Origin of the sequence: Hoylesella buccalis ATCC 35310, assembly GCF_025151385.1 — a bacterium.
In the GTDB taxonomy this organism is placed as follows: Bacteria; Bacteroidota; Bacteroidia; order Bacteroidales; family Bacteroidaceae; genus Prevotella; species Prevotella buccalis.
Window position 1 is genome coordinate 2,233,749 of the sequence record NZ_CP102287.1, and the last position, 24,735, is coordinate 2,258,483.

Sequence of the window (24,735 nt, forward strand, 5' to 3'; positions counted from 1 at the left end):
TTTGCAAAAAAAATAGACTGGAAAGCTAAAATACAATAAAAAAGCGAACGCACCCACCTATATTATGGTCTTAAATATTATCTTTGCTCAACAAATTGATGTCATGACAATGAAAAAACTACTGTTATATCTCTTGCTGTTGGGACTATTGCCTAACAGTCTATTCGCCCAAAAGGACAAAAACCACCTTTTTGAGGCGGCCAAAAACATGGAACTGTTCAACGCCGTTTATAAAAATCTCGACCTGATGTACGTAGATACCCTTGATGCCAATGACGTGATTGGCACAGGCATCAAGAGCATGTTGCGCAGTCTGGACCCCTACACGGAATATTACCCAGAGAGCGAAACGCAAGAATTGCGGCAGGCCCTGTCTGGAAAATACGGTGGCATCGGTGCACTCATCCGCTACAATCAACAGCTAAAGAACGCCGTGATTGACGAGCCTTACGCCAACATGCCGTCGTCGGAAGTGGGGTTGAAGAAAGGGGACATCATCCTACAGATAGACGATTCGACGATGGTGGGCAAAGACACGAAGTATGTGAGTGACCATCTGAGGGGCGAACCTGGCTCGACCTTCGCATTAAAAATCAAGCGTCCGTCAACGGGCAAGGTGATGAAATTCAAGGTGAAGCGTCGTGCCATTCAGATGCCCGCCATTCCCTACTACGGCATGGTGGACGGAAACGTGGGCTACATCAATCTGCTTCAGTATTACGAAGGCTGCGCGAAAGAGGTGCGACAGGCTTTCATCGACCTGAAAAAGCAAGGAGCCAAAGGCCTCATCTTGGACCTGAGAAACAACGTAGGTGGCTCTGAGCAGGAAGCGGTAGACCTCGTTAACATCTTCGTTCCAAAGGACATCACGGTGGTGACGAACAAAGGAAAGCTGAAACGCGCCAACTTAGCATTCAAAACGCGCATGGAACCCGTCGACGCCTCCATGCCCATCGTGATTCTGGTCAACGGCATGACGGCCAGCGCCAGTGAGATTACGGCCGGATCGCTGCAAGACTTAGACCGCGCAGTGATCATGGGTACCCGCACTTTCGGCAAGGGATTGGTGCAGATGACCACAAAGCTACCCTACAACGCCAACATGAAAGTGACCACCGCTCATTATTACATTCCCAGCGGACGCTGCATCCAGGCCATCAACTACAAACACACGGCGGGGCGCAACAGTGCCACACAGCTGCCCGACTCGCTGACCAGCGTGTTCCACACCAAGAACGGACGCGAGGTAAGGGACGGCGGAGGCATCATGCCGGATGTGGAAATCAAGCCCGACACCATCGCCAACATCTCGGCTTATCTGCAACGCGGAGACAGCACGGAAACGATGTTCAACTATGTGGTTGACTACATCAGCAAGCACAAGACCATCGCTCCCGCCAGCGAATTTACACTCACGGATGCCGAATACAACGAGTTTAAGCGGCAAGTCTTGAAAAACAAGTTCACCTATGACCCCGGAACAGAGAAGATTTTGGCCGAATTGGAGAAGATGGCCAAGTTTGAAAAGTATTATGAGGATGCCAAGCCCGAGTTTGAGGCTTTGAAGAAAAAGCTGACCCACGACGTGGCAAAAGACTTGGAGCTGAACAAGGATGAATTGAAACAGATGATTGCCACAGACATTGTTACGGCTTATTATTTCCAAGCCGGGGCGGTTCAGCTTGGTTTGAGATACGACAAACAGACGAAAGAGGCCATCAAACTGCTCCAGATGCCTGAAGAATACAACAAACTTCTCATGCCCAAGAAATGAGCCACACACGATAACAGCTCACGTTTTCTGTTTTATTTTATCTCTTCGCATGCAAGATTCCTGCGAACCTGATGTTCTGTCTATAAACAAACATCATGGTTATGCGCAAAAAATTATGGAGTCTTGCACTCGTCGTGTGGCCTCTTTTCGCCACGGCAAAAGTAACATGGAACGTCAAGGGAGCATTGGGGTCCAGTGCATTCATCGCCAACAGTGGAGAATCTCCACAGCTGTCCTATCGGCTGGGCGGGGGTATGGCAGTACCCTTGGGCCGCACTTTCTACTTCCAGCCATCCCTTTATCTGGCCAATAAAGGTTTCAAGTTTAACGGATATTTCGGTAACGAACAAATCAGTGAGGCACGCTATCATGTCAACATGCACTACGTTGAGTTGCCGTTGAACATTGTCGCTCACATTCACCTGACCGATGACCTCTACCTGAATCTCTACACAGGGCCTTACATCGCATGCGGCCTCAACAGCAAGGCCAAGGTCAGCATGGCGAATAGCGACTACAAACACACCTTCAAGGAGAATCTGTTTGAGCAAGGAAGCAAGATGCTGGGCAACAGCTATAATGAAGAAAAGAAATTGGTGGAACTACCAAAGTTCAAACGCATAGACGTAGGACTTCAATCTGGTGTGGAGCTGGACATCAATCGAATCATCATTGGGGTCGAAACAAGCTTTGGACTCACCTCCGTAACTAACCAACCCATCGTGAAGGAAGACGTTGTGGCCCAAGTGGTTCAAGCCTTACTCCTAGGAACCGCCACCCCCCATCATTTTGTGTTTCAAGCTACGGTGGGCTATCGGTTTTGAGAACGACGGAACACGGTGTAGCATTGCGACATCAAACGCATTGACTTTGAAGGGCAAACCCATTGACTTTGGCCTTCAAAGTCAATGGGTTTGTGCACCAAAGGCATTGAGTTTGCAACAGCCTGTCGTTCAGTTATATAGGAACGTAGTTTGTTACGTTCCAGACACAACGTAACAGAGCATCAAAATGCCCACGCACGGTTTTGATACATCCACCACAAAGTGATGGCATCATGCTTTATTTTAAGAACAACAAACGCTCTTCCAACGGCTCAAAAGTCTTCTCTCCCGGCTCGCCGGCAGGTACGCCAAAAGGCATCTGCGCACAGAGTTTCCAGTCGGCATCAATCTTAAATTCCTTGGCAACCACCTCATCAATAATCGGATTGTAGTGCTGTAAGGATGCACCGAACCCAGCATCTTCAAGAGCTGTCCAGATGGTAAACTGATGCATGGCGTTGGTATGCTCTGACCAAACGGGGAAATTGTCTGCGTAAGTGGGGAATTTTTCCTGCAACTGTCGAACGGGAGCTTGCGCTTCGTAATATAAAATGGTGCCATAACCACTCTGGAAAGATTCGTTTATCTTCGCCTCCGTCTTGGCGAAAGCATCGGCAGAAACGATGGCACGCAGCACGTCCTTGGTCAATTCCCACAACTTGTGATGGTGTTCACCCAGCAACACAACGATGCGTGTCGACTGACTGTTGAACGCCGACGGCACATGCTTCACGGCCTGCCCCACCAACTCACGGAGGGCATCCTCTGTGATGGGCGACTCATTTTTCAATGCATAATAACTACGGCGATGCGCAACGGCATCTAAAAAACTTCTGCTCATAATTCGTATTCTACTTTAGTTTGATGTAAAAAAGAAACTTCTGACTGTCTTTCTCGTCAGAAATCCATGATACAAATATACCAAAAATTCCGCACATCCCCACTCGTTCAGCAAAGAAAAATTAGGAAAGACGGAGTGATACCTTATTTAATATAACCTACATGCGAATATAACCTACCGGGGAATGATGTTTGAATGGGGGCAGAACAAAATGAGACTCCCTCCGTCTGTCATAAACATTACAGAGCTACTATTGGGCATTCTCTATTAATATATCCTGTAGGCGTACTCTGATTAGGAACGCCCCCTGTTGAGAACTCAGCAATGAGAGATATAAAAGAAACATAACGGCAACGCCTCACAGACATGATTTTTTGTTTTAATATTTGGTTATTTTAAATAAAAAAATTAAATTTGCCCAGTATAAGTAACAACCTAAAACCAAACATACTGAAAAACATTTCTGCGTACCATTTTTGACTGGTCGAAGATTCGTCATGCTCCAGAAAAAAAATAATACGAATTGAAACGATAACCTAAATATCAAATATACGAGTCTATGAAAAAAACCTTTTACCTATCCTTATTATTAGGATGTCTGTGTATGGTAGGCTGTAAAGACGACAGCACGGATAGTGGTCAACCTTATGACCCCAACCGACCGGCTACCTTTACGGAATTCACGCCCACAGAAGGTGCCGTGCGCACACGCATGTACATCAAAGGCAGCAACTTTGGTACAGATGAATCCAAAATTCATGTAAACATCGGTGGCAAACGCGCCAAGGTCATTGGCTCTGACGGCAACACTATCTATTGTATGGTGCCAAGTCGGGCCTACAGCGGAGAAGTTGTAGTAATGATGGAAGGCGAGAAGGGCGATACGGCGCAGACCTACACGTTTGACCAGAAGTTTACCTACAACACAAGAACGGTCGTAGGCACCTTGCTTCGTAAAGTGGATGAGAACAACGAGTCGGGTTTCTCGGACGGCAGTTTTGACGGAGAGGCATCGGTTCCATCAAACGATTGGTTGGTATTTGATCCAAAGCCACAAAACGGTGGGGATAAACTATTGTTCTCAAGTAACTATTACGATGGGCTGCGGGTACTGAACCTTACCCAGCGCACCGTCACCCGACTGTTTCCAAGGTCACAATATAAAAGCATGCACTCCTTTACTTTCTCTGTGGACGGTGACACGCTGTTCTTCCCTGATGACAACGGACAAGCTACCAGTTCACAGCTGGCCAATATCTATTATGCGCTTCGGTCTGAAAATTTCCGCAAGATACGTCCATACAACTATGCCCCTTGCAGCTACGCCATGGTATGCATGCCTGATGGTTACAAATTTTATTGCTGTTGGAAAAATGCAGCCGTCTATCGCATGGGTGATAACTCTGGTGGAATACCACATGTAGATAATGACCGCGTATTATGCTTCAAGCTAGATCAGCTGGTTGCAACAGGTGGGGAACAAACGGTGATGATCCTCCATCCATCGGGTAAATACATGTATATGTTCAGTAAAAAGCGTGGAGCTATTTTACGTTCTAACTATAACCCAACAACCCACATGTTCGAGGGCCTGACCATCATAGCAGGCTCACTGACCCAAAGGGGAGCACAGGAAGGTATTGGTTCAACCGCTCGATTCCACACAACCTGGGCGGGTGTATTTGTTAAGAACCGGGAGTATGTAAATAATCCTCGTCCAGACGGCGAGTTATATGACTTCTATTTTACTGATAGTGGCAATCACTGTATCTGGAAACTCACGCCTGACGGCGTTGCCAGCATTGCGGTGGGCCGAAGCAATTATACGGCTGACCACCAGTACTCGGGCTATGTAGATGGTGATCCATTGAAAGAAGCACGCCTGCATAGGCCTTGTGGTCTGGCCTACGACCCCAGTGATGAAATATGGTATATAGGTGACAATAACAACCGTGGCATTCGCTATGTGGCAACAGAATAACCTTTAACAATCTAAGCTATATGAAAAAATATATCATCCTATTTTTATTGACGGTACTGTGGACCACAACTACATACGCTCAAGATCAGGAAATTATAGAAGTTAGCGGCACTGTCACCGATGAGCAGCACGAGCCTTTAATTGGCGTTAGCGTCACCATCAAGGGCGTTGTCGGCAAAGGTGCAGTGACCGACATTGACGGCAAGTACACCATTAAAGTGCCTCTCTACTCGCATTTGGTCTATTCATACATAGGACTGGAAACGCAAGAGGTATTCGTGAAAGAAAAGAAGATATACAATGTCGTACTAAAAGAAGACAAGAAAACCGTTCTCGACGAGGTAACCGTAACGGGTACTGGTGTGCAGAAGAAGATTACACTGACAGGTGCAGTGACGACAGTGGACACAAAAGATCTACGAACGCCTACCGCCAGCATTTCCAACTCATTTGCAGGCGTTGTTCCCGGTGTGTTCGCTCGCCAAACAACAGGTCAACCTGGCGACAACGTATCCGAGTTCTGGATTCGTGGTGTCTCCACCTTTGGTGCAGGACAGAGTGCCCTGGTGTTGGTAGATGGATTCGAGCGTAATCTCAACGATATCAACATTGAAGACATCGAGACATTTACCGTTTTGAAAGATGCGTCAGCAACTGCCATCTATGGCTCTCGTGGTGCCAACGGCGTATTGCTCTTTACAACCAAAAGAGGCCGACAGGGCAATACCCAAGTTCGCGGAAAGGTGGAAACCAGCTATAGCACACAAACCGTTTTGCCAAAGTTTGTGAATGGTCCTACCTATGCACGCATGATGAACGAGGCATTGACCACCCGCAACGAGCCTGCTGCATTTACTGACGATGATATCTACTTGTTTGAAAGTCAATTAGACCCAGAGGTGTTTCCTGATGTCAACTGGATGGACATGATTCTAAAGAAAGGCGCTCCTACCTACCGTGCCAATATTGATGTGAATGGTGGTGGCAACTTCGCACGCTACTTCGTATCCGCCAGTTACGTCAACGAAGGCGGTATGTACGAGACAGACAAAGCCCTGAAGGACTATGATACCAACTCGAACTATAACCGTTTCAACTACCGAATGAATGTAGACATGGACTTGTCAAAGACAACCTTGTTGAAAGTAGGCGTGTCGGGATCAATGGAAAAACAAAACAAGCCTGGGGCTGACTACAGATGGATATGGCGTTCGCTCATGGAATACAATCCCATTACCACACCTCTTAAGTATAAGAATGGCCGCTGGGGATCGTCTGGTGACGAAGGTAGAAACAACCCATGGGTGCTGGTTACCCAAAGTGGATATAACGAAACCTGGAAAAGTACGGTACAGACAACCGCTACGTTGGAGCAAGACTTCCGGTTTATTACCCCTGGTCTGAAGTTTATCGGGCGATATGGTTTCGACATTTACACACGCAACGGCAACAATCATTCGAAGTCTCCGGAAGGATGGCGCGCCGAAAGACTTCGTAACTCAGCTGGCGAGATTGAGTTTAGAAAGTTGGTCAACGAATCACTGATGACGTCCAACCCATACTCTAACGGTGAAAGAAAAGAATACCTCGAGGCTGAATTGCACTATGAGCGTGCTTTCGGTGACCATCAAACGGGTGGGGTGTTGAAATATACTCAAGACAAAACCATCAACAACTCTGAACAACGTTGGCTTTCTGGCATGGACAGGACCATCGCAGCCATTGAGCGACGTCACCAAGGTATCGCAGGGCGTTTCACTTATGGTTGGAAATATCGTTACTATTTCGACTTCAACTTTGGATACAACGGATCTGAGAATTTCGCCAGCGGTCACCAGTTTGGTTTCTTCCCAGCTTATTCTGTGGCATGGAACTTAGGTGAGGAGCCGCTTGTAAAGCAAAAACTATCTTGGGTTAACATGTTCAAGATACGTTATTCGTACGGTAAGGTGGGTAACGATTACTTGTCAACACGCTTCCCTTATCAACCCACGTTCTATGTATACGACAGTAAGGATGAAAAGAGTGATGATTCTAAGGCTGCTTCAAGAGCTGACTACATGTACGGTGATGTTGGTACTTCCCACTATTATTACAAAGGCTTGTACTACAAGCACCTGGCATCTAAGGAGGTGACCTGGGAAGTGGCAACCAAGCATGACCTTGGTCTTGACTTCTACTTCTTCGGCAATAAAGTAAGTGGTACCATTGACTATTTCCATGAACAGCGCGACGGCATCTACATGGGGCGCGGTCACCTGCCACAGAGTATCGGTGTTAATGCATCTGAGAAACCTTCGGCAAACATTGGATCTGTTGTTTCAAAAGGATTTGACGGCAACCTGGCATTCACTCAACAGATAGGGGAAGTTGACTTCACACTGCGTGGCAACTTTACTTATAGCAAAAGTGAAATTTTAGAATACGATGAGGCTTATAGCCATTACCCATATACCCAACAGGCTGGGTTCCGCGTAGGACAGGCCCGAGGACTGATTGCAGAAGGTCTTTTCAAAGACTATGAGGACATACGTTACCATGCCAATCAAGATGGTCTGACCAAAGAGGGGCTTGCATCCGGTGAAGTCAGCAAGGACATTGCTCCAGGTGACATCAAGTACAAAGATATCAATGGTGACGGCGTGATTGATGGAAACGATGTTGTACCTATCGGTGCCACCGTCAAACCAAACCTGATTTATGGCTTTGGATTCTCTGCAAGTTGGAAGGGATTAGACTTTAATGTACTGTTCCAGGGCGTAGGAAAATCATCGTTCTTTATTGGTGGATATACCGTTTATCCGTTTACAAAAGGATCGGAAGGCAACATCCTGACCGACGTGATAGACAACTACTGGTCATTGGGTAAGAACGAAGACACCAATGCCAAATATCCTCGCTTGAGCTATGGTGGAAATAGAAACAACTACCGTCGCTCAACCTACTGGCTGCGTGATGGTTCTTACTTACGTCTGAAGAATCTTGACATCGGATACACGTTACCAAAGAGAGTCGTTACAGCCATGCGGCTCAACAATGTCAGAATCTATTTTATGGGTACTAACCTGCTCACTTTTTCAAAATTCAACTTATGGGATCCCGAAATGGGCAGTTCTGATGGACAGAAATACCCACTGGCCAGAACGTATACACTGGGTATAACATTCAGCCTATAACCGATTAACAAGCATATAATCATGAAAAGAATCAAATATATTACCATCGGATTGCTGACCGTCAGTCTGGCATTGACCACGGTTTCATGTTCCGACTACCTGAAAGTAGACAAATATTTCAAGGATATTGAGTCTATCGACCACATTTTCTCTGATAAAGAAAGCACCATGCAGTGGCTTTCATTCTGCTACAGCCGCCTTCAAGGAGACAATATAGAGGTAGGACACAGCGACATCTGTCCAACCAATTTCTCTGACGACCAAACCTTTAACGAGGGAGAAGCCGGCAGACGCTACCGCCGATTCAAATTGGGTGAGTATGGTTATGGTTATGCCTTTCAGGATTACTATACCAACTCATGGCCTTGGGCATACGACGCCATTCGCCAAGCTTCTATCTTCTTGATGAATGCTCACGCTACAGAAGAACTGAACCAAAAGGAGATAGACGATCTAAAAGGACAGGCTCGTTTCCTTCGAGCTTACTTCTATTGGCTGCTCATCAGAAAGTATGGTCCCGTTCCAATCATGCCAACAGAAGGTGCCGACTATACAAAAAGCTATGACGAACTGTCGTATCCACGCAACACCTTTGATGATTGTGTTGATTTCATCGCAGAAGAAATGATCTTGGCAGCCAAGGATTTGCCGGAGAAGCGTGACAACCAAAACATCGCCCGACCCACCAAAGGGGCCGCACTGGCTGTTAGGGCAAAGGTATTGACGTATGCGGCAAGCCCGCTTTACAACGGAAACACCGAAATGGCCGACTTTGTAGACAAGCAGGGTAACCAGCTCATCTCTCAAACTTACGACGAGACTAAGTGGGCAAAGGCCGCAGCAGCGTGCAGGGACCTGATTGACTATGCTGATCAGACTGGTATTTATCGTATCTACACTACACCCGTGCGAGAGAAAGCTATTGACAATTCTTTCCCAGCAACCATCACACCTCCTGTGTGTGAGCCTTATTCCAGTCGTCCATTCCCAGAAGGATGGGCTGACATCGATCCGTTCGAGTCTTATCGCTCGGTTTTCAATGGCGAACTGTATGCTGCCGAGAATCCCGAGTTGATATTCACACGCGGCAAGAACGGTGACAAGGGCGATTTAGTAACAGATGGAGCCGTCACCGACTTGGTACGGCACCAGTTGCCTTCATCCTGTGGTGGTTGGAACATCCATGGCATGACACAAAAGCAATGCGACGCCTATGACATGGCAGATGGAACCCCTTACAGCAGGGAAGCAGTGCTGGAGAAATATGGTAACGAGCAGTTCACGACAAAAAATAATGCCAAACTTCATCCCTACGACCATTTGCCCAACAACGGCATTTGGCTGGGATATGCCAACCGTGAACCACGTTTCTATGCCTCGGTGGCTTATAGTGGTTCTATATGGTACTGCTCAAGCAGCCAGGAAAATATTTATAAAAACCAACAGGTGTTCTATTATCGTGGCGAAGGCAATGGCCGTGTAAACAGCAACGAGCGATGGGTCAACACTGGTATCGGCATCATGAAATACGTTCATCCAGACGACTGTGCTGTGGGTAATGGCAGCTTTATCAAGGTAAAAGTTGAGCCTACCATTCGCTATGCCGACATACTGCTGCTGTACGCCGAGGCACTGAACAACCTCACCACCTCTCACGACATCCCTACGTGGGACGGAAAGCAAACCTACACGGTGTCACGCGACATCCAACAGATGAAGCGTGGTGTGATGCCCGTAAGGATGCGTGCCGGTGTCCCCGACTATTCTGAACAAACCTATGCCAGCCGTGACGCATTTTTCAAGGCTATCGTTCATGAGCGGCAGGTTGAGCTTTTCAATGAGAACCAACGCTTCTTCGACCTTCGTCGCTGGAAGATTGCTGAAGAGAATGAGGCCGAACAGGTTTATGGCTGCAATACCAATATGAGCAAGGAGTACAGAACGCAATTCTATGTACCTGTACGCGTGCCTAATTTGCAGACATCCTTCTCACGCAAGCAATACTTCTGGCCCATCACCTACACCGAGCTGAAACGAAACAGGAACATGACACAGGCTCCAGGATGGGAAAACTATGATTAATTCATGCGCAGCATCAAAAAACAGACACGATATGAAAAAAATATTTTTATTCGCCATCATGGCCATCACAGGCTTGGCATTCACCGCCTGTAACAATGAATGGGAAGACGAACTGTATACACAAATGGTCTCTTTCAAGGCACCCCGAGGCAGCAACGGTGTATACAATATATATATGAGATACAAGGCCGACGGAACAGGACAATACAAGTTGCCCGTCATTGTCAGCGGGTCCACGCCAAATGCAAGCGATATCGACGTGAAAATTGGTGTAGACAATGACACGCTGGATATCCTCAACAAGGCACGCTTTGCCGTAGGACGCAACGACCTATGGTTCAAACAACTGCCCGAGCGCTTTTATTCGTTCCCTTCTCCAACATGCCACATCCCATCAGGAAAGGTCACAGCCAACTACATCATTGACTTCAACCTCTCGGGACTGGACCTCAATGAGAAGTGGGTACTTCCATTGACCATCGAACCCAGCAGCTCCTATATACAGAACATGCGCAAGGGATGGTACAAGGCGCTGTTGAATATCAACCTGTTCAATGACTATTCAGGAAGATATTCGGCAACTAACATGAACATCTACATTGACGGAACAACCAACGATCCTGCCGTTGAAGACAATCGTCTGGCCCGCGTTGTAGACGATCATTCTATCTTCTTCTATGCTGGAACCGTTTGGGAGGAGGATGTAAACCGCCATAAGTACAAGGTGATTGCCACCTTTGGGGAAGGCACACCCGACGCCGAGGGCAACATCACTGGTCCCGTGACCATCACAGCAGGCGACCCAGCCAATGAGGTGGCCATTGAGCAGAGTGGCAACTGCACCTATTCCTACCGGGTATCAAAACATCCAACCAAGCCTTATCTCGAGCGTCGCATCATGACGTTGTACCTGGATTACAAGTACTCAGACATCACGTCAGACCCAAGTAATCCCATCCGCTTCCATTGCAAAGGAAACATGACCATGGAACGCCAGTACAACATCTTGATTCCCGACGAGGAACAAGCCATTCTTTGGTAGACAAAAACACTACTATCAGCAACAAAACACCCATTGCACGTTTCATGCAATGGGTGTTTTGTTGTCTATAACGATTGACTATTATGCGTCCTCACTCTGCCCTATCTGCATTGTGAGGCGTCTTTGTTTGGCCTGACACCTAACAAACAGAGATGGCGTGGCACCAAAAGAGGGTGCATCATAACAACGAATGATGATACACCCTCCGAAAAGCTGAGTAATGATTCATGTACAAAACCTACCCTCTTCCTGCTGCTACAGCTTGATGGTTACCCCACCATACCATGTGGCTCCATACACGGGGGCATACATAAAGGCTGCATCGTCAAGGTGCTTCTCATCCTGAATGTAGCTGAAAATGTTTTTGCCGCCGGCATACAGGGTGAAATTACCCAATCGCTTGGCCACGCGCAGATTCCATGTAGTGAAAGTTTCGGTTTGCTTAATCTTTGAATTTTGGGCGATTGCCAAGTCGTTTTCGCCATCGAACGTATAATCAATGTACATCTTGCCCTGCAACGAACCGATGAGTGAGATAGTCCAGGTGCCAGGCGTGTACTCGGCAACAAAGTCACCTGTCATGGCTGGGAAGCGCGATACGTTCTTGCTGTCCTTAACATACTGCTCATATTGTTGTACAAGTTTTGGTGCTTTCGTCTTCACCAATTCCAGACGGTCGGTCCAGTCTGCGCGTTCATGTTTGTACTGTCCCTGGTTGAAGGTCCAGTTCACACCCAGTTTGATGTTGCGTATAGGATTGTATTTCACGCTCAGTTCAACACCCTGAACATACGCATCGTCCACGTTTTCCCACTGATAAGTATAACCTAAGCGACGAACATTTTCATCCGCATCAGAAAATTCAATCTTATTTTTCAAGTTAGTGCGGAAGAGATTGGCACTCAGTTGGTAGTTCTTGCCATAATAATCTGCCGACAGGTTGAAGCTCATCGACTTTTCTGCCTTCAGGTTAGACGATTTCCACACACGCGGCGAACCAGAGCAAAGGTGCAAATCTTCACTGAATCCGTAAGGTGCTCTAAAGCCTGTGCCAAGGTTCGCACGCAAAACCAACGATGGATTCACCTCGTATTTAATGGCCAAACGGGGGTTGACGCTCGTTTCATTAAAATGAGTGTCAGGAAATGCACTGTCAAAAACCTTCTTACTCGACTCGTATTCCTCACCCGAGCGATGCGTATCGAGCCGCACACCCGGCACGACAGACAGGTTGTCGAGGATGTTCCACTCGTCTTGTGCGAAGAAACCAAACTCGGTTGCGTGCTTCTTGCCCAGTGATGTATAGGCTTCTCCCAGGTATTGAGAAGTTTCATCGGCAATACAGTACAGGCCCGTTTCACGCAGTTTGGTCAAATAGGCCTGTGCGCCAACCAGTAAGTTGTGGTCGCCCAACCGGCTTCCGAAGGTCAGTGAGGTGGTGAACGTGTTCTCCTTGGCCATGTAAGGGCGCATCAACTGCACGTCGGGTGTCTTACCGTCATGCGTGTCCATGTAGTCGCTTAAAAAGCTGTCGTTGGTGGCCTTGCGCTGATGATGAACGTAGGCTGCCGAGTAGTTCAGTTCCGATGTCAAGCCGATGGGCAGCGTGTACACCAGTTCTGACGTCAATCTGTTGGTGTTGATGTTCTCCGTGCCTTCGGTAAAGGGATTGCGAAATGCGTCATCGGTCATGGTTCCACCCACACGGTCTTCCTGCGTTGCCTTGCCGCGAACCACCAACTTGTCGTTCTTGGCAAACGGACTGTAGAAATAAACGCCTACTCCAAAATTGTTGAGCTTGCTCTCTACACGGTCAGACACGCCGTCTTTGCCCTTCACTTCCTTGCGCGTCATCCCCTCTTTCGTGGCATCAATGGCATCGGTCTCCATGCGCTGGGCGAAGGCCGTGAACCCAATGCGCTGGTTACGAAGGGATGTTGAGGCATTGTAACTCTTGAGTCCCAAGTTACCAAACTGCAAATCAGCCTTGATGCTCGGCTCAAACGTGGGTTCTTTTGATATCAAGTTGATGGCTCCAGCCACTGCACTGCTGCCATAAAGGGCAGAGCCGGCTCCCTTCACTACTTCGATACGATCCAGGTCGGTGGTTCCCATTTGCTGCAAACCATATACACCGGCCAACCCCGAATAGATGGGTTCGCCGTCGATGAGCACCTGTGTATGCTCGGCACCTAAGCCCTGCATGCGTACTTGTGAGAAGTTGCAGAACTGGCATTGCTGCTCCACTCTTATGCCGGGAACGCCTTGCAGCGCTTCATAAACATTCAGTGCATTCTTGTTTTTCAACGCTTCTGACGTAATCACCTCTGTCCGAATGGGCACATTCTTCACATAGTGCTGCGTACGAGTGCCCGTCACCACCACCTGATCGAGATTCAATACGTCGTCATCCAGCACAAAGTATACCTCCGAACCCTTGCCGCGCACCATGTTCACCTCGATGCCTTGCTCCTGATAGCCAATGAGACTAGCTGTTATGGTCTGCTTGCCCAAGGGCAAGTGAGCCATCTTAAAGTGCCCGCTCTCATCTGCCACGGTCTTCATCTGCGTGCCTTTTACACTGATGATGGCATAAGGCAAGTGCTTGCCTGTAGTTTTGCTCTTCACGTCTCCGAAGAGCATGGCGTCGGTTTTTTGGGCATAAGACGCCGTCATACCGCATAATGCTATTAAAATAAATAGTAATTTTTTCATCATTTATAATCATTCTTTTATCGAGGTGCAAAGGTAGGAATAATAAAGTTCCCACCCAACACCTAATAATAGGTAAATGTGACCTGCTTACTGACTGAAAACAGAAATAATCGATCAATGAGAATTTTCTTGACACGACACCCTTCGCTCCTTGGCTTATTTGTAAACAACCTTGCTCTTGGGCGCAAATACGCCAAGCACGAGCAAGCTTTGTATCTCATTAATACACAGCACGTTGCGTATTTTCACCAACAATTACCCCCAATGCGCCATGCGTTTTTCTGATAAGAGCATTGCTTTTAAAGGGCAATCTGCATGCTCTTACGCAATAAGTGCATGTAAATTGACCATCAAAAGCATGGTTATAGGGCAGCAAACTCGTTGTTTTAAGTCCGAAAATCCATTTATCTTGCCAAATTATCTCCATTTTGCATCCTCGTTGCCTATTGATTTTTTCCAGATTAGCAGTTTTGAAGAGCCATTTTAAGGGCCGAAGACGAGCAAAAATTCTAACAATTTATGCCATTCCTCTTCCCTTCTTGTTCAGGCGTGATGCAGCACAGTAAAGAGCATCATGATAATTAAACAAACAACATTTTGCGTTATCTGGTTTTTCAACTAACTTTGCATGGCATGAAACAAAGACGTCGACACTTCCCCCGTTTGAAGCTCATGACCCTGGTCATCCTGCTATCCGCCATCATCGCATGGGTGGCATGGAGCTTTTGGCCTTCATCTGCACGACAGATGAAGCGCTCGGTGGCCATTGTCGCTTGTCAGTCGTGGTACGAAATAGTGTGCAAAGGAAAGACGATACTCTATATTTCAGACATCGCTGCCGACACCGCCTTGGTGCGTCCCTCCTTGCAACAAGATTCATGCGTACGCACCACTTATTCGACAGGCGTGTGGATGAACAGATACGCCTTCATTCCTTCATGCCGAGGTAGAATGATTACCGTCATGGCAAAGCCAGACGAAATCAAGCGGCAAGACGCACGGAAGCTGATTGAAAATGAAAAAGAGAGAAACGAGAAAAGAATACGTCAGCTGCGTGCTCAGCTTAAAGAATTGAATTACTACCTGCGCATTCATAACGTTCATGACGAGGGATACAACACGGTGGCGGCATACGCTTATGAAAAAGAAGCTGAAAAAGCTTATTGTATGAGGCTAGCACGGCTGTTTGATACGGTGCGGCAAGCCGACCGTCCGCAGCTGATACGCAAGGCGGTTTATACTGCTTACTACCGTCTTCCGAATGGTAAATGCCAGCAAGTACGCATGCGTGAAGTTGGCTCTTCCAAGCAGTGCCAGACGGTCTTGCTGCAAACGGTTGGACGAAAGACACCCACGGGCCTGGCTCCGTTTTCCATCTTCTTTGCAAATGGCAAGTCGCACGGTGCAGCACTTGCCGTGGGCTACGGCGGACTTGGCGTGAAGGAGCTGGCCAGCAGCGATGCTTCATGCAGTATCATCCCAACAACACTTCATGATAACCGGCACGATTTGCCGGCGGTGTTGGGCGGTGATGGGTCGCCTATCTTTAGCAAACGCGGTTATTTCATCGGTATCACCAAAGGGAACGAGGTCATCACTCGAAGCCAACTGCGCGACCTTTTGAGAAAGGAGAAGCAACCATGAAACGCCAGCTACTTGTTTTGAAATGGGCTCATGTCATGGTAGCGACATTAACGCTGTTCCTTTTTAGCTGTAAGATTCAGCCAGACGAACAAGAGTTGGTGCGCCATGGAGATTACACTTACAGGGGTTCGGTGGCGCATGGCGCATACGAAGGGTACGGTGAAATGCGGTACAAAGATAGTATCGTGTACGCAGGTCAGTGGAAAGCGGGTAAGCGAGAGGGAATGGGTGTGAGTTACGACGCACATGGACGGCGCATCGTGGGCGAGTGGAAGGCCGACTCGTTGATGCATGGAACGCGTACCGACGCTGACGGAATCTACCATGGGCAACTGAATCAAGAAGGGTTGGCCGAGGGTGCAGGCACTTACCAATCGCACGACGGAGCTTATTATCATGGCTATTGGCGGGATAATCAGCGCTGGGGGTTCGGCTTTTCGTCGTCTTCCAAGAAGCTACGTTTGGGCGAATGGAAAGCCGACAGGTACTTGGGTGAACGACTGGTGTACACCGACCAGCGCATTTATGGTATCGATATCTCTCGACATCAGCACGATATTGGCAAGAAACACTACCCCATTCATTGGAACAAACTGCGCATTACGCACCTCGGTACCATCAGTAAGAAACGCATACGAGGCACCGTGAGCTATCCCATTTCGTTTTGTTACATCAAGTCAACCGAAGGAACAACCATCCGAAACAGGTACTTCATGAGTGACTATCGGGCGGCAAAGCGACACGGCATCCATTGCGGAGCTTATCATTTCTTCTCCACTTTATCCAGTGGTAAGGCGCAAGCAGCCTATTTCATGCGGCACACTCGCTTTGAAAAAGGCGATTTTCCACCTGTTCTCGACGTTGAACCCTTCCCCAGTCAAATCAAAAGGATGGGTGGCACCAAGGCCTTGTTCACCGAAGTGAGAGCGTGGCTCCAGGCAGTAGAAAGGCGTGTGGGCGTGAAACCGATATTATACATCAGTCAAACTTTTGTGAACAAGTATTTGCCCGAGGCTCCCGACCTCATGGAAAACTACAACGTATGGATAGCCCGTTATGGCGAATACAAACCAGATGTACACCTGGTGATATGGCAATTGAGCCCTGATGGGCGAGTGAGTGGAATCAAAGGGGATGTAGACATCAATGTTTTCAATGGCTATCAAGACCATTACGAAGACTTCTTGCAGAACGAACGAATCAAGTAAATCACACCTTGTCAACGTCCATTCGACCCTATAAAGTTAAAAAGGGGTGAATAGCATGCTTGCCATTCACCCCTTATTTCAGCGTCCCAAATCGTTGGAACCATCAATGATCAATGCTTGATGCGCACGATCAAAGTGTGATTTTTATTCTGCATCAAACGTGTCGTTCAACTCGTTGGGCTCATTGTTATAAGCACGATCAGAGCCTTCGTTACGATGTTCAAAGCGACGAGGTTGACGGTCACCATTCTCATAATGACGACGTCCCTCACGATTGTCATCGCGACGTGAGCGACGCTCACCACCATTCTCGCGGCGAGGACGACGTTCGCGCTCTACATAGCCTTCGGGTTTTTCTAACAAAACACGACGAGAGAGCTTGTACTTGCCCGTCTTTGGATCGATTTCCAACAACTTCACCCTGATCTTGTCACCCTCATGAATGCCGGCATCCTCAACCGTTTCAAGGCGTTTCCAATCTATTTCAGAGATATGCAACAAGCCGTCTTTGCCCGGAAGTATCTCTACAAAGCAGCCGTATGGCATGATAGAGCGTACTGTTCCTTCGTATATCTCGCCTACTTCAGGGATAGCAACGATGGATTTGATCTTGGCAATGGCCGCATCAATTGACTCTTTGTTGGGCGCACTCACTTGTATTTTACCCACATTGTCCACCTCATCAATCGTAATGGTAGCCCCCGTGTCTTCCTGCATCTGCTGGATAATCTTTCCACCAGGGCCGATAACGGCTCCAATAAACTCTTTTGGTATTTCAAATGCTTCGATGCGTGGCACCTGAGGCTTCATCTCTGAGCGAGGTTCAGCAATCGTTTCGAGCATTTTGTTCAAGATATGCTCGCGCCCTGCCTTTGCTTGCAACAACGCTTTCTCCAAGATTTCAAAGCTCAAGCCATCGCACTTGATATCCATCTGCGTAGCAGTCAGTCCATCGCGCGTACCTGTTGTCTTGAAATCCATGTCGCCCAAATGATCCTCATCACCAAGGATATCGCTCAAAACGGCATATTTATCTTCACCTGGATTCTTGATTAAGCCCATGGCAATGCCGCTGACAGGCTTCTTCATGGGTACACCTGCATCCATCAAAGCCAGCGTACCGGCACAAACAGTGGCCATGGAAGACGAGCCATTGCTTTCCAATATCTGGCTCACCAAGCGTACTGTGTAGGGGAAGTCATCAGGTAATTGCCCCTTCAAGCCACGCCATGCCAAGTGTCCATGACCGATTTCGCGGCGACCAACGCCACGTTGAGCCTTGGCTTCACCTGTAGAGAATGGGGGAAAGTTGTAATGCAACAAGAAACGTTGATAGCTCTTATCCAAGACATCGTCTACCATTTTCTCGTCAAGTTTGGTTCCTAACGTACAAGTTGACAACGACTGCGTCTCACCACGCGTAAAGATTGCACTTCCGTGAGGCATGGGCAGCGGACTAACCTCGCACCAGATAGGACGAATCTCATCGGTCTTACGACCGTCCAAACGCTTTCCTTCGTCCAAAACACAACGGCGCATGGCATTCTTCAACACGTCATCATAGTAGCGTGTAGCCTCTGCATGCTTCTCCTCCAGTTCCTCTTCGGTCAAATCAGCAGCGTGAGCAGCGTCGTATTCCTCCAAGAAATCGGTGAGTACTTTGTCGAAAGCGTCGTGACGTTCTTGCTTAGGAAGAGCCTGTTTGGTGATGTCATACACGGGCTGATACAGCTCGTTGTTCATCTTTTCACGCAAGTCTTCATCGTTCACCTCGTGATCATACTCGCGTTTCACATCCTTACCCAGCTCCTTGTTCAGCTCATCTTGAACGGTACACATAGGCTTGATGGCCTCGTGTGCAGCCTTCAAAGCGTTGATCAGGTCAAGCTCAGACACTTCTTTCATTTCGCCTTCCACCATCATGATGTTGTCCTTGGTGGCACCTACCATCAAGTCCATGTCGGCTTGTTTCATCTGTTCGAAGGTTGGGTTGATGACATATTCGCCATTGATGCGTGCCACACGAACCTCACTGATATAGAAATCGAAAGGAATATCTGAACATGCCATGGCTGCTGATGCTGCCAACCCAGCCAAAGCATCGGGCTGATCTACGCCATCGGCAGAAAGAAGCATGATTTGCACATACACTTCGGCGTGATAATTGGACGGGAAAAGCGGACGAAGTGCGCGATCCACCAATCGAGAAGTTAAGATTTCATTATCACTTGGCTTGCCTTCGCGCTTGGTGAATCCACCTGGAAAACGGCCTGCGGCACTGTACTGCTCGCGATAATCAACTTGCAAAGGCATAAAATCTGTTCCGGGAACTGCATCCTTTGCTGCACAAACAGTTGCGAGAAGCACCGTGTTACCCAAGCGAACTACCGCTGAGCCATCGGCCTGTTTTGCAACTTTCCCGGTTTCAATGCTGATGGTTCTGCCATCAGGCAATTGAACTGTTTTCGTAATTACGTTCATCTAAAAAAAATAAATAATACTTATTGTCTTGTCTATCATCTAATATTTCATCCAATTTGGGATTTTCTTTCAGGCTACTTTTCTGTTCATTGGAGATATCCTATTGACATCTTCCTGTATCGTTTAGGTCATTCACCTTCCCATCCCAAAACCTCGCAAAGGTATGAAAATAAATAGAAAAGAACGAAAAAACACGCCTTTATTTCTCTTTTTTCTTCTTTTTCGGGGCATGAGTTTATCTTGAAAGCGTTATCTTTGCACTAAAACCCAACGTAATAACCAAAAACAATATTTTACATGAGAAAAGAAATCTTAGCCATACTGCTGCTTTTCATGACCAGTATGACCTATGCGCAAGTACTTACTTTTGACAAAGCGAAGTTCCAGATGGGCGACAATCCCGAATGGAAGAATGCCGATTTCGACGACAGCAGCTGGAACACCCTCAAAACTACCATGAAGTGGGGAGAGCAAGGACCCACCAAGACGAACACCTACGGATGGTATCGCTTCAAATTTATCTTGCCCCAATCGATGCTGGACAACTCTGATTTGAAACAAGCCATCAACATCTACCTGGGCAAAATCGATGATGCCGATGAGGCATTCTTCAATGGCGTGCGCATTGGTGGTACGGGAAGCCTACCCGATTCGCCACAAGGTTATAAGGAAGCGTTCGACGTTGAGCGCGAATATAGCATCTCCGCTAAGCACAAAGCCGTGAAATGGGGACAAGAAAACGTCATTGCCGTGCGCGTATATAATGGCGGAGGAGACGGTGGCATGTACTTCCGTGCCCCAAAGCTGAACGTTCCCAACAAGGTGGATGGCCTCAAAATTACCTTCGGCGAGACCCGGGTGAAAGGCAAAGACGTGTGTAAGATTCAATTCAAGAACATCTTCAATTTTGCACAGAAAGGAACCCTTCAAATCAATATGGTGAACCCCGAGACCAGAAAGGTTCTGAGTCAGCAACAACGCAAGCTCTCCCTGAAACCCAATGGGCAGTCAGCCATCGCCGTTTTTTATAACCCCCACAATTATGTCCGCATCCAGTGTGTTTACACAGATGCCAAAAGCAAGAAGAGCATCACACGCCACTATGCGCCCAAATACATTCTCACGCCCATTGCTCCAGCCACGCCCCGCATCAACAGTGCAGCAGTGATGGGTGTGCGCCCGGGTTCTCCAGTAATCTTCCGCATCCCTGCTTCTGGCGACAGACCCATGAAGTTCAGTGTGAAGAACCTACCGGCAGGCCTCTCTGTCAACGCCGAAAACGGGGTCATCAGCGGCAGTTTGAAAGAGAGGGGCGAATACAAACTCACCTTGGTTGCCGAAAACAGCAAGGGAAAAGATGAGAAAGACTTCAGCATCCACGTTGGACATCAGATTGCCTTGACGCCGCCTATGGGTTGGAACAGCTGGAACTGCTGGGGCACCAGCGTGTCACAAGAGAAAGTAATGGCATCTGCCAAGGCGCTCATCGACCGCGGATTGGCCGACTATGGCTATAATTACATCAACGTGGACGATGCCTGGGAGGCCGAGAAGCGCAATGCCGACGGAACCATTGCCGTGAACGAAAAGTTCCCGAACATGAAAGGACTGGGCGACTGGCTGCACAACAACGGACTGCGCTTTGGCATCTACTCCTCGCCAGGCGACCTTACATGCGGGCATTACCTTGGCTCGCTCGACCATGAGGAGCAGGATGCGAAGACCTACAACGAGTGGGGTGTTGACTATCTCAAGTACGATTGGTGTGGCTACAGCCGCAAGTTTGATGCCGATGGCGACCTTTCCGTTGCCGCATACGTGCGCCCTTACCTGAAAATGCAGGAATACTTGCGTGCACAGCCACGCGACATTTTCTACAGTTTATGTCAATACGGCATGGCCGACGTGTGGAAATGGGGCCATGCGGTTGATGCCAATTCGTGGAGAACCACCGGCGATATCACCGACACATGGCAGTCGTTGTACTACATTGGATTTGTACGTCAGGCCGAACTCTATCCCTACGCCGGACCAGGCCATTGGAACGATCCCGACATGCTTGTAGTAGGTAAGGTGGGATGGGGGCCAAAACTCCACGACACACGCCTGACACCCGACGAGCAGTACACGCACATCTCGCTCTGGACTCTGCTGGCTGCCAACATGCTTATGGGCGGAGACCTCAGTCAAATGGACGACTTCACCTTCGGCTTGTTGTGTAACAACGAGGTAAACGCCATCAACCAAGACGCACTGGGCAAGCAAGCCAAGCGCGACGTGCTGGACGGTGACATCCAAATATGGCAACGTCCACTGGCCGACGGCTGTCATGCCATCGGTATCTTTAATGTAGGAAGCGAGGATGCGCGCGTGGATCTTTCCAAATATTTCGGCCAACTGGGCATTCGGCAGTTGCAATCCGTGCGTGACTTGTGGCAGCAGAAAGACTTGTCGACCACCGACACTAATTACTTTGTGCCCACTCACGGCGTGAAATATATCAAGGTGAAATACTGATAGTTAAGCCTTTACACAACAACACGATGGCCTGGAGGAGCGTGATACCACCACAACCCTCCAGGCCATTTATATTTAATTGGAGCGTGAGAAATCACGACCATACCCCACTCCACAATCTATTCAGAGCGTGAGAAATCACGACCATACATCATACCATCATCTTATCGGTTTTCAAACTCATTGACTTTGGTCGTCAAACTCAATGGGTTTGGCAGTCAATGTCAATGGGTTTGATGTCCAATGTCAATGAGTTTGCAAAGCCGTAGATGACAGTAAGTTACAATCATGCGTCAAGCTGTGAAATCCATACTCACCCTCTATCGAAAAAAGAAGGCTGGTTTGTCCATTCAAACCAGCCTTCTTTTGTATGACACATCCGCCAACTATCGGTCGTAGAGGTCTTTTATATCCTCCAATTTAATGTTCCCAATGAGGTGGATGAGTGACAACTCGTCTTTCTCCTCATTGAGAAGAACAAACTCATTGTTGCCCTTTCCCACCACTTTCTGGTAGATGGTGGTACGCTCATCGTCGTCTTTCACCCGCATAATCACTTCATAGCGGTTGTTGTCATAGTACGCCTGCGCTTGCTTCTTGATAGAAGGAATCAGCGATGGGCGCTCGCATTGCAAGATTTGCAAGCGCGACAGTCGGGAGGCCAGCTTGGCCAAATCCTTGTCGCCCACGTCGAGTTTGGGCATCAGCTTGAACATCGCGGGCGAGATGTACACCGTGGACACACCCTTGGTGTTCTCAAACTGCTTGAACAGACGGTCCTGTGCCGACAGCGACACACACCCCAATACGAGGCAAATGGCCAGGGACAATGTTCTCAGCCATGCGGTCAAATCACTCTTGTGTAACATTTTCTACTTTATTTAAACCTTTGTTAATCGACTTGGAAAACATCATCAGGGCCTTCTGTGTTTCGGCATACGCATCCCTCGGGTCGTCGAATGTATCTTGCTGCACGGCATATTGCGCCTGTTTTTGCTGTCTGTCGACCAGTAGGCCGATGGTGAAAAGCAACAACAGGGAGGCCGCAATGCCGGCCATCCACCGCAGACCGACGGTGCGGGAACGCCGACTGGTCGTCTTCTCCACACGGTTCCAGCCGTCAATCTGCCGCGACAACCGCTGCTCCAGACCGTCAATGGCTGGCATATTCGCGCCATACAACTGCCGAAAGAGCCGCTGGTCGGTCGCCCACTGAGGCGGAACGTCATCCTGAAGGAAATAGTCTTTCAGCACTTGTTCCTCGCGCTCGTTGGTCTGCCCGTCATAGTAGCGGTCAAGAAGTTGCCTGATTTTATCTGTATCCATTGTCTTTCATCTGTTTTAGTTGTTCTCTCATCTGCTTGCGGGCGCGGCTTAACAGTACCCTGATGTTTACCGCCGTGAGGCCCGTTTGCCGCTCAATCTCCCGATACGCCAGCTCGCCGATGTCCCTCATCATCACGATTTGCCGTTGTTGCTCGGGCAGACCGCTGATGAGTTGCCACGCCATCTGCCGGTCTTCTGCCTGCTCAATCGCCCTGCCGGCATCGTCATCGTGGGGTATCTGCAACTCCTCCGGGGTATGATCCGTGGTTTGTGGACGCCGCTTCCGCACCTGGTCATAGTACAAGTTCTTCACCGTGGTGACGCAGAAAGCCTCAGCCGAGTCGGTAATTTGCAGTCCATCGCGCTTGATCCACAGCTTTAGGAGAGCCTCCTGCACCAGGTCTTCGGCCGCCTGCGCATTGCCTGTGAGCCGCCATGCCATGCGGTACATTTGCTCATGACATGGCAAGAAACACTGTTTAAATTGTGAGGCATCCATACAGCTTGTAAGATTGAGTGGGTTGGGGAGCAGATTATTTCTTCTTTTCCTCCGCAATAATCTTCTGTATCTCTGAATTCTTGATGTTTCCTAAGATTTGGATTAATGCGGCATCGTCATCATCCGAATCGATGATGACGAGCTCTTTAATCCCAGTTTTGCTCCTCTTCACCATGATTACGGTTTGCTCATCTGCTTCCTTAGCCGTCATCAACTCCTCGTAACCGACTGTTTTCAGTCGAGCAACATCCTTGAAAAACTGCTGTTTAACAGCTTTTGAGCAATCCTCCATGTCCAAGACTTTGATACTGTTGATATGCTTGATGTATTTCGAATAGTCGTCGGCATCGTTGGTCGTTATTGCCTTGGCAAGCGACATCATCATTTTCGGCACATGTACATATTCAGCCTTGGGCGAATGTTTGTACTTCCTCATCAAACGATCTACCGACATTTGGGCCTGAACAGTCATGGTCATGAATGCCAATGCTGCGATTATCATCACTTTTTTCATACGTTTTTATTATTTAATGGATTATGTTATGTTACTTCAAAAACACGCTATCATAGTGGTGTTCTATTTCATCAGACGTAGAAAACGCAGATTGTGTTACAAATATCAAAC

General features: G+C 48.1%; 16 protein-coding genes. 9 read left to right on the forward strand and 7 right to left on the reverse strand.

Annotation, left to right across the window (positions count from 1 at the left end; all coding sequences use genetic code 11):
- The first annotated feature begins 109 nt into the window (after positions 1–109).
- Positions 110–1,774: a S41 family peptidase gene (locus NQ518_RS09305; protein ID WP_227962393.1), complete on the forward strand. Its 1,665-nt coding sequence runs from the start codon at positions 110–112 to the stop codon at positions 1,772–1,774.
- Positions 1,775–1,875: 101 nt separating this feature from the next.
- Positions 1,876–2,598 (forward strand): porin family protein, encoded by a 723-nt coding sequence (locus NQ518_RS09310; protein ID WP_227962177.1) that lies wholly within the window; start codon positions 1,876–1,878, stop codon positions 2,596–2,598.
- A gap of 238 nt (positions 2,599–2,836) precedes the next feature.
- Here NQ518_RS09310 and NQ518_RS09315 read toward each other — a convergent pair whose 3' ends face one another.
- The gene (locus NQ518_RS09315) at positions 2,837–3,439 is read right to left on the reverse strand and encodes a nitroreductase family protein (RefSeq protein WP_227962176.1); all 603 of its coding nucleotides are present in this window, start codon (positions 3,437–3,439) and stop codon (positions 2,837–2,839) included.
- 559 nt (positions 3,440–3,998) lie between these two features.
- On the opposite strand from NQ518_RS09315, the gene NQ518_RS09320 reads away from it, so the two are divergent.
- The 4 genes from NQ518_RS09320 to NQ518_RS09335 are packed head-to-tail and all read left to right on the forward strand — an operon-like array spanning position 3,999 to position 11,720.
- The gene (locus NQ518_RS09320; RefSeq protein ID WP_227962175.1) at positions 3,999–5,420 is read left to right on the forward strand and encodes an IPT/TIG domain-containing protein; all 1,422 of its coding nucleotides are present in this window, start codon (positions 3,999–4,001) and stop codon (positions 5,418–5,420) included.
- A 20-nt stretch (positions 5,421–5,440) separates the two neighbouring features.
- Positions 5,441–8,596, forward strand: coding sequence for a SusC/RagA family TonB-linked outer membrane protein (locus NQ518_RS09325; protein WP_227962174.1), 3,156 nt, complete (start codon positions 5,441–5,443; stop codon positions 8,594–8,596).
- 21 nt (positions 8,597–8,617) lie between these two features.
- Positions 8,618–10,678, forward strand: a complete 2,061-nt coding sequence (locus NQ518_RS09330; RefSeq protein ID WP_227962171.1) for a RagB/SusD family nutrient uptake outer membrane protein — start codon at positions 8,618–8,620, stop codon at positions 10,676–10,678.
- A 31-nt stretch (positions 10,679–10,709) separates the two neighbouring features.
- On the forward strand, positions 10,710–11,720 hold the full coding sequence (locus NQ518_RS09335) for a DUF4973 domain-containing protein (RefSeq protein ID WP_227962170.1): 1,011 nt from the start codon (positions 10,710–10,712) through the stop codon (positions 11,718–11,720).
- A 255-nt stretch (positions 11,721–11,975) separates the two neighbouring features.
- Here NQ518_RS09335 and NQ518_RS09340 read toward each other — a convergent pair whose 3' ends face one another.
- Positions 11,976–14,435 carry a TonB-dependent receptor gene (locus tag NQ518_RS09340; RefSeq protein ID WP_227962391.1) on the reverse strand — a complete coding sequence of 820 codons (2,460 nt, stop codon included), beginning with the start codon at positions 14,433–14,435 and terminating at the stop codon, positions 11,976–11,978.
- Between the two features lie 633 nt (positions 14,436–15,068).
- Here NQ518_RS09340 and NQ518_RS09345 point away from each other — a divergent pair.
- Positions 15,069–16,079, forward strand: a complete 1,011-nt coding sequence (locus NQ518_RS09345; RefSeq protein WP_227962169.1) for a hypothetical protein — start codon at positions 15,069–15,071, stop codon at positions 16,077–16,079.
- A gap of 35 nt (positions 16,080–16,114) precedes the next feature.
- Positions 16,115–17,287, forward strand: a complete 1,173-nt coding sequence (locus NQ518_RS09350) for a GH25 family lysozyme (protein ID WP_227962168.1) — start codon at positions 16,115–16,117, stop codon at positions 17,285–17,287.
- 144 nt (positions 17,288–17,431) lie between these two features.
- Here NQ518_RS09350 and pnp read toward each other — a convergent pair whose 3' ends face one another.
- The gene (gene pnp, locus NQ518_RS09355) at positions 17,432–19,768 is read right to left on the reverse strand and encodes a polyribonucleotide nucleotidyltransferase (RefSeq protein ID WP_227962167.1); all 2,337 of its coding nucleotides are present in this window, start codon (positions 19,766–19,768) and stop codon (positions 17,432–17,434) included.
- A gap of 297 nt (positions 19,769–20,065) precedes the next feature.
- On the opposite strand from pnp, the gene NQ518_RS09360 reads away from it, so the two are divergent.
- Complete coding sequence (locus NQ518_RS09360; protein WP_227207954.1) at positions 20,066–22,285, forward strand: putative Ig domain-containing protein; 2,220 nt, start codon at positions 20,066–20,068, stop codon at positions 22,283–22,285.
- Between the two features lie 386 nt (positions 22,286–22,671).
- Here the strand turns inward: NQ518_RS09360 and NQ518_RS09365 are convergent, their stop codons facing one another.
- Genes NQ518_RS09365 through NQ518_RS09380 form a run of 4 tightly spaced genes read right to left on the reverse strand, consistent with a single transcriptional unit; the run spans position 22,672 to position 24,624 of the window.
- Positions 22,672–23,154, reverse strand: coding sequence for a DUF4252 domain-containing protein (locus NQ518_RS09365; RefSeq protein ID WP_227207956.1), 483 nt, complete (start codon positions 23,152–23,154; stop codon positions 22,672–22,674).
- A complete protein-coding gene (locus tag NQ518_RS09370; protein WP_227207959.1) occupies positions 23,138–23,611 on the reverse strand; it encodes an anti-sigma factor in 474 nt (157 codons plus the stop codon). Before NQ518_RS09370 ends, NQ518_RS09365 begins: the two co-directional genes overlap by 17 nt.
- On the reverse strand, positions 23,598–24,110 hold the full coding sequence (locus tag NQ518_RS09375) for an RNA polymerase sigma factor (protein WP_227207961.1): 513 nt from the start codon (positions 24,108–24,110) through the stop codon (positions 23,598–23,600). Before NQ518_RS09375 ends, NQ518_RS09370 begins: the two co-directional genes overlap by 14 nt.
- A 34-nt stretch (positions 24,111–24,144) precedes the next feature.
- A complete protein-coding gene (locus NQ518_RS09380) occupies positions 24,145–24,624 on the reverse strand; it encodes a DUF4252 domain-containing protein (RefSeq protein WP_227207963.1) in 480 nt (159 codons plus the stop codon).
- Positions 24,625–24,735: the final 111 nt, after the last annotated feature.

Coding starts and splice junctions, on each gene's coding strand:
- NQ518_RS09375 (WP_227207961.1), bottom strand. CDS start 24,110: ATGGATGCCTCACAATTTAAACAGTGTTTCTTGCCATGTCATGAGCAA.
- NQ518_RS09340 (WP_227962391.1), bottom strand. CDS start 14,435: ATGAAAAAATTACTATTTATTTTAATAGCATTATGCGGTATGACGGCG.
- pnp (WP_227962167.1), bottom strand. CDS start 19,768: ATGAACGTAATTACGAAAACAGTTCAATTGCCTGATGGCAGAACCATC.
- NQ518_RS09360 (WP_227207954.1), top strand. CDS start 20,066: ATGAGAAAAGAAATCTTAGCCATACTGCTGCTTTTCATGACCAGTATG.
- NQ518_RS09335 (WP_227962170.1), top strand. CDS start 10,710: ATGAAAAAAATATTTTTATTCGCCATCATGGCCATCACAGGCTTGGCA.
- NQ518_RS09370 (WP_227207959.1), bottom strand. CDS start 23,611: ATGGATACAGATAAAATCAGGCAACTTCTTGACCGCTACTATGACGGG.
- NQ518_RS09315 (WP_227962176.1), bottom strand. CDS start 3,439: ATGAGCAGAAGTTTTTTAGATGCCGTTGCGCATCGCCGTAGTTATTAT.
- NQ518_RS09310 (WP_227962177.1), top strand. CDS start 1,876: ATGCGCAAAAAATTATGGAGTCTTGCACTCGTCGTGTGGCCTCTTTTC.
- NQ518_RS09325 (WP_227962174.1), top strand. CDS start 5,441: ATGAAAAAATATATCATCCTATTTTTATTGACGGTACTGTGGACCACA.
- NQ518_RS09330 (WP_227962171.1), top strand. CDS start 8,618: ATGAAAAGAATCAAATATATTACCATCGGATTGCTGACCGTCAGTCTG.
- NQ518_RS09345 (WP_227962169.1), top strand. CDS start 15,069: ATGAAACAAAGACGTCGACACTTCCCCCGTTTGAAGCTCATGACCCTG.
- NQ518_RS09380 (WP_227207963.1), bottom strand. CDS start 24,624: ATGAAAAAAGTGATGATAATCGCAGCATTGGCATTCATGACCATGACT.
- NQ518_RS09320 (WP_227962175.1), top strand. CDS start 3,999: ATGAAAAAAACCTTTTACCTATCCTTATTATTAGGATGTCTGTGTATG.
- NQ518_RS09305 (WP_227962393.1), top strand. CDS start 110: ATGAAAAAACTACTGTTATATCTCTTGCTGTTGGGACTATTGCCTAAC.
- NQ518_RS09350 (WP_227962168.1), top strand. CDS start 16,115: ATGGTAGCGACATTAACGCTGTTCCTTTTTAGCTGTAAGATTCAGCCA.
- NQ518_RS09365 (WP_227207956.1), bottom strand. CDS start 23,154: ATGTTACACAAGAGTGATTTGACCGCATGGCTGAGAACATTGTCCCTG.